At 70.6% G+C, this 5,431-nt stretch carries 5 protein-coding genes and 1 pseudogene; 3 read left to right on the top strand and 3 right to left on the bottom strand.

From position 1 onward, the window contains the following. Positions 1–316 (top strand): annotated as a pseudogene (locus R6V09_RS44855) (hypothetical protein); the annotation flags it as partial. A 215-nt stretch (positions 317–531) separates the two neighbouring features. Here the strand turns inward: R6V09_RS44855 and R6V09_RS44850 are convergent. Then, positions 532–1,023, bottom strand: coding sequence for a hypothetical protein (locus R6V09_RS44850; protein ID WP_317887240.1), 492 nt, complete (start codon positions 1,021–1,023; stop codon positions 532–534). A gap of 307 nt (positions 1,024–1,330) precedes the next feature. On the opposite strand from R6V09_RS44850, the gene R6V09_RS44845 reads away from it, so the two are divergent. Both R6V09_RS44845 and R6V09_RS44840 read left to right on the top strand, forming a co-directional pair. Next, positions 1,331–2,278, top strand: coding sequence for an ATP-binding protein (locus tag R6V09_RS44845; protein WP_317887239.1), 948 nt, complete (start codon positions 1,331–1,333; stop codon positions 2,276–2,278). A gap of 44 nt (positions 2,279–2,322) precedes the next feature. Next, positions 2,323–2,715, top strand: coding sequence for an SCO5389 family protein (locus tag R6V09_RS44840; RefSeq protein ID WP_317887238.1), 393 nt, complete (start codon positions 2,323–2,325; stop codon positions 2,713–2,715). Here the strand turns inward: R6V09_RS44840 and R6V09_RS44835 are convergent. Continuing rightward, positions 2,702–3,544: an alpha/beta fold hydrolase gene (locus tag R6V09_RS44835; protein WP_317887237.1), complete on the bottom strand. Its 843-nt coding sequence runs from the start codon at positions 3,542–3,544 to the stop codon at positions 2,702–2,704. The two genes, R6V09_RS44840 and R6V09_RS44835, sit on opposite strands and share 14 nt — an antisense overlap. A gap of 106 nt (positions 3,545–3,650) precedes the next feature. Beyond that, positions 3,651–5,431 (bottom strand): discoidin domain-containing protein (locus tag R6V09_RS44830; RefSeq protein ID WP_317887236.1); only part of this gene is annotated, 1,781 nt, incomplete at its 5' end.

Below are 5,431 nucleotides of genomic sequence, written 5' to 3'. Positions count from 1 at the left end.
GCCTCCGCCGCTGGCGCCGACGCGTCCGGCTCCGGTGGATCCGGCCAATGTGCCGTTGCCGCCCTCGCCCACCCGCCCGGCACCCGCGACCCCGGTGGACCCCGCCAACGTGCCGTTGCCGCCCTCGCCCACCACCACAGGACGGCCCGCGGTCGCGCCGATCAACACCTCCGACGCGCAGTCGAACGGCGGTACCGGCACCGCGTCACCGTCCGACGGATTCGTCACCGCACCGACCAGCCCCACGCCGTCCGACGGGTTCGTCACGGCACCGACGAGTCCCACGGACGGCTCGGACACCGGCAACGCCAACTAGCCGTCCCGCACTGCACGTTCGCGCACCCAGACCTCCATCCCCGAAAGGGATGGACCGCACCACCAACAACCAGCAAGGAGTACTCCCATGCCCAATTACGCCGTCAACTCGGACACCACCGCGTCCACTTCGCAGGCCCTCCTCAACGACTTCTCCCAGCTCCAGGACAAGCTCAACGAGGTCAAGGGCAAGATCTCCACCCTGCTCGCCGACGGCTACAGCACGCCGGCCGCCCAGCAGAAGTTCTCGCCGTTCTTCGACGAGTTCGCCAAGGGCTTCGACCAGCGCAGCAGCGACCACAGCGCGGCCTCCCCGCGCCGCAACCACCAGGCCGCGACGAGGGCGGCGACGACGTGGGCGGCCACGGCGTGCGGCGTCATCGCCTGCGTCTGCCGCATGGGAGTCATGCCGTGCCCCGACATGTGCGTCATCCCGGCCATCGCCATCCCGGCCCGGGGCCGCGCGAGGTCGAAGCCGAGGTGGAGCCCCGTCTGGGTGGCGAGCATGGCGGCACCGATGCCGGACAGGGACCGCTCACGACCGCCGAGCAGCCACCCCGTCCCGAACACGACGAGGAATCCGGCGCCGTCCGCCCATAGCGGGGGCGTCGCGCCGGTGGCGAGCCCGTGCCCGGCGGCAGCCAGCAGCACACACACCGCGGCGAACACCGCGGCGCGCAGGCTCCGTACCGCCGGTGATGCGCTCATGGTGACGGATCCTCCCACGGGCCGCTGCCGCCGTAGCCGTCGATGGCTGTTTAGGGGGCAGCTCATATCTGGTTCATGGCTTGGTACGGCGGTGACGCGTGGGGCGTTCAGTCCGGGCGGGCGGACTCCTGCGCGCATTCGTCGATTTACCGGGATACGGCCACCGGTGCGGCGGCCGGGTTCGGCGAGGTCCGGGGGCAGGCGGCCACCCCTGATGGCCGCTCCCGATTTGACAGCCCTGCGACCGACGCCTAAAACCTAGCCACATGACATTCATTTTCAAAACCGCGAATGCGGCGGACCGGTAGTGCGCGTCGCGTTCGTCGGCAAGGGCGGCAGTGGCAAGACCACGCTGTCGGCCCTCTTCGCCCGCCATCTGGCCCGCTCCGGCGCCCCCGTGCTCGCCATCGACGGCGACATCAACCAGCACCTGGCCGAGGCCCTGGCCCCCGGCACCGCACCCGTTCCCGCCCCTCCGCTCGGCGCCCACCTGACCGAACTCAAGGACTTCCTGCGCGGCACCAACCCGCGCATCGCCTCCCCCGAGGCCATGATCAAGACCACTCCACCCGGACGCGGCTCACGCCTGCTGCGCCTGCTCGGCGACGACGAGGTGCACGCCCGGCATGTGGTCCGGGCGGGTGACGTGCCGCTGATGGCGACGGGCGAGTTCGCGGAGAGCGACCTCGGGGTGGCCTGCTACCACTCCAAACTCGGCGCGGTGGAGCTGTATTTGAACCACCTGGCCGACACCCCCGGCGAGTACGTCGTGGTCGACATGACGGCGGGCGCCGACGCCTTCGCCTCCGGTCTGTTCACCCGCTTCGACCTCACCTTCCTGGTGGCCGAACCCACCCGCAAGGGCGTCTCCGTCTACCGCCAGTACCGGGACCACGCACGGGAGTTCGGGATCCGGATCGCCGTGATCGGCAACAAGGTGAGCGGCGAGGACGACCTGCTCTTCCTCAAACAGGAGGTGGGCGACGACCTGCTGACCCACCTGGTCCACTCCCCCGCCGTCCGCGCCGCCGAACAGGGCCGGGCACAGGGCGAGTTGGAGCCGCACAACACGCACGCCCTGCGGCTGCTGCGCGAGGCCGTGGACTCCTGCCCCCGGGACTGGCCGACCCTGCACCGCCACGCCGTCGAGTTCCACCTGCGCAACGCGCGGGCCTGGGCGGACCGGGCGACGGGCCTGGACCTGGCCGCCCAGGTGGACCCGGACTACGTACCGGGCCCGCCGGCCCTGGCCTGACGACCACCGCACCCTTCCGACTACCTGACAGGACACCCCTTTTCATGTCTCTCGACGTCTCCCCGAAGCTCCTCGCCGAAGCCGAGCACGGCACCATCCGCGAGGCGGACTTCGTGGACACGGTCCGCACGTCCCTGCCGTACGCCTACGACCTCGTCGCCGGCCTCGCAGCCGAACTCCACGACGGCACCGCGGACTTCACCGACAACCAGACCCCGCCGCCCTCCGAGATGGAACGCGGCCAACTGCTGCGGGCGTTGGCCAGCGACGCGATCCGGGGCAGCCTGGAGCGCCACTTCGGGGTGGCCCTGGCCTTCCAGAACTGCCACCGGGTCGCGGCGTTCCGGCCGACGGCCCGGGACGGGGAGACCTATGCGCGGTTCACGTCGGTACGGTCCCAAGTGCTGAACCAGTCACCGGAGTTCAGGGACTGCTGACCGGCAGCACCAGCGCGGCGAACCGCTCGGCGTCGTCCAGCCACGGAATGTGTCCGGCGCCCGGCTGGATCACGAACTCGGCGTTCGGGAACAGTTCCGCGTATCGCGCGATCACGTGCGGCGGAGCGGAGATGTCGAACTCCCCGGCGAGCACGCGCACCGGGGAGGCGAAACCGGCCAGCGCCGCGCGGGTGTCGGCGGGGCTGAAGGCTCCTTCGGCGGCGTAGCCGGCCGCGGCTTCCGCGTTCTTCTCCTTCGCGTCGGCCTCCTCGAAGGCACGCGCCGCCTCGTCCCAACGGGCGTGGGCGAAGGGCGAGATGGCCTCCCACGAGTCGGGCGTGGCCCGGCCCGCGGTGATCTCCTCCAGCGCGGCGAACGCGGGTCCGAACCACGGTTCGGACCCGCGCAGCCGTGCCACCTGGAGCCGGTCCTCGGCCGAGATCCCGATGCCGACCGCGTAGACGCTGGGGGTGACCAGGGTCAGCCGGGCCACACGGTCCGGGTGGCGGGCCGCGTACAGCGCGGCCAGATTCGCACCGGCCGAGTGCGCGAGCAGGTCGATCCGGTCCAGGCCCAGGTGTTCGCGCAGCGCCTCGACGTCGGCCACGAGACGGTCGCAGCGGTAGGACGCCGGGTCGACGGGGATCGCTGACGCGCCGGTGCCGCGCAGGTCCAGCCGGATCAGGCGGCGGTGGGCGGTCAGGCCGCCGAGGGTGCCGAGATAGGCCGAGTCCCGCATCGGTCCGCCGGGGAGGCAGATCAGGGGTGGGCCGTCGCCCTCCGCGTGATGGGCGAGGCGGGTTCCGTCGGGTGCGGTGAAGATCGGCATGGGCGTGAGCGTGTCAGGGGGCCGGACATGCGGCAACCGGATTCCCGGGCGCGGTGCGTGCGGCGAACGGGCCGGTCCGGTTCCGCGCTCCGGACCGGCCCAGCTGTCACTTCTTCTGCTCGACCCGCACCCAGTCCACCTCCGCCTGCACTCCCCCGGCGGCGACCTTGTCGACGCTCGACTGCGGCAGGCCCCAGTACGGCGTGGTCACCTGGTTCCAGCCGGCCGGATACGCGCCGCCCAGCGCGAGGTTGAGGATGACGTACTGGTTGTGGTCGAAGACCCATTGGCCGCGCGTCGATTCGAGTTTGTTGCGGGTGGTCTCCTGGACGAGGTTGTCGTCGACGTAGAAGCGCATCGCGGTCGGGGTCCATTCGACGGCGTACGTGTGCCACTGGTCGATGGTGCCGCCGTTCGGGTAGGTCTGGCGGGCGCCGATGTTGCCGTCGGCGGAGTAGCCGGGGCCGTGGAGCGAGGTGCTCGTCCAGTTCGGGTAGCCGATGTTCTCCATGATGTCGGTCTCGCCGGAGGCCGGCCAGGAGACCGACGGGTTGTCGACGTTGCTGCCTAGCAGCCAGAAGGCAGGCCAGAATCCGTCGCCGACCGGCAACTTCATGCGGGCACTGACCTTGCCGTACGTGAAGTCGAACTTCGTGTTGGTGTCGATGCGGCCGGACGTGAAGTCGTAGGTACCGCCGCCCGCCTGGGTGCAGCCCTTGCAGTACTTCGCCGCGAGGATCAGCTCACCGTTCTGTGTACGGACGTTGTCCGTCGAGTCGACGTACGCCTGGGACTCGCCGTTGACCGAGCCCATCTCCGTGCCGGTGCGCACGACCCGCCACTTGGAGCGGTCCAGGGCGGCGGACGTGAAGTCGTCGAAGAACGTCGTCTGGTACGTGCCCGACTGGTCGCCGGGGAGTGCGGGGTAGGCCGCCGCCGCGCTGCCGCCGGTGCCCCAGACCTGGAACTCGTAGAGGGAGTAGCCGAATTGGGCCGTGTAGGGGGCCGGGTTGTAGAAGGAGCGGCGTTCCTTGCCGAGCATGCGGACGTAGCGGCCGGTGACCGGCTGGGGCAGGGTCACCGTGTCATGGCGGCCCGTGGCGTCGGCGGGGGCCTGGATGTTCGCGCGGCGGGCGGCGATGTCGGCGGCCGAGGGCTCGTAGACCGTGCGCCAGGTGGTGTTGTCGTCGGAGACCTGGAGCAAGTAGTCGACTGCGTACGCCGATTCCCAGTAGAAGTCGACCGTGTCGATCGTCGAGGTCGCGCCGAGGTCGACCGAGACCCAGCGGTCGGCGTTCCAGTCGCTGGACCAACGGGTCGCGTCGTCCTTGAGGTTGGCGGGCCAGCCGCCGTCGGTGACGTACGCCGGTGAATTGCCGTTGTGCTGGTAGTAGTTGGAGTACGCCGGGTGGTTCAGGGCGAGGTTGGTGCGAATCGTGGACGCGGGGGCCGGTTCGCCGCCGTAGACCTTGAAGGAGTAGAGCGAGTAGCCGTAGGGCGTGGCGCGTTCCAGGCCGCGCAGGCGGATGTAACGGCCCGTCACTTCCTGGGGGTACGTGCTCGTGGTGACCGAACCGCCGGTGCCGGCCGTCTCCGTGTAGAAGGGCGTCCAGTCGGTGCCGTTCTTGGAGACCTCCAGGACGTATCTCTTGCCGTAGGCCGTCTCCCAGTCGAGGGTGACGCGGTCGACGCGGATCGTCGTGCCGAGGTCGAGGCGGATCCAGGCGTCGTCGGCGAAGTTGCTGGACCAGCGGGTGGCGCCGTCGCCGTCGAAGGCGAGGCCGGGGGTGGTGCCGGCGTTCTCGCTGCCGGAGGCGGTGACCGCGGCCGGGTTGGCGGCGTAGGCGGCGGCCGCGCGGTCGGTGTCCCAGGTCGCCGCCGCGGCGA

It is taken from the genome of Streptomyces sp. W16 (genome assembly GCF_033194735.1).
Taxonomy (GTDB): Bacteria; Actinomycetota; Actinomycetes; order Streptomycetales; family Streptomycetaceae; genus Streptomyces.
This window is presented reverse-complemented; position numbering and strand designations above follow the sequence as displayed.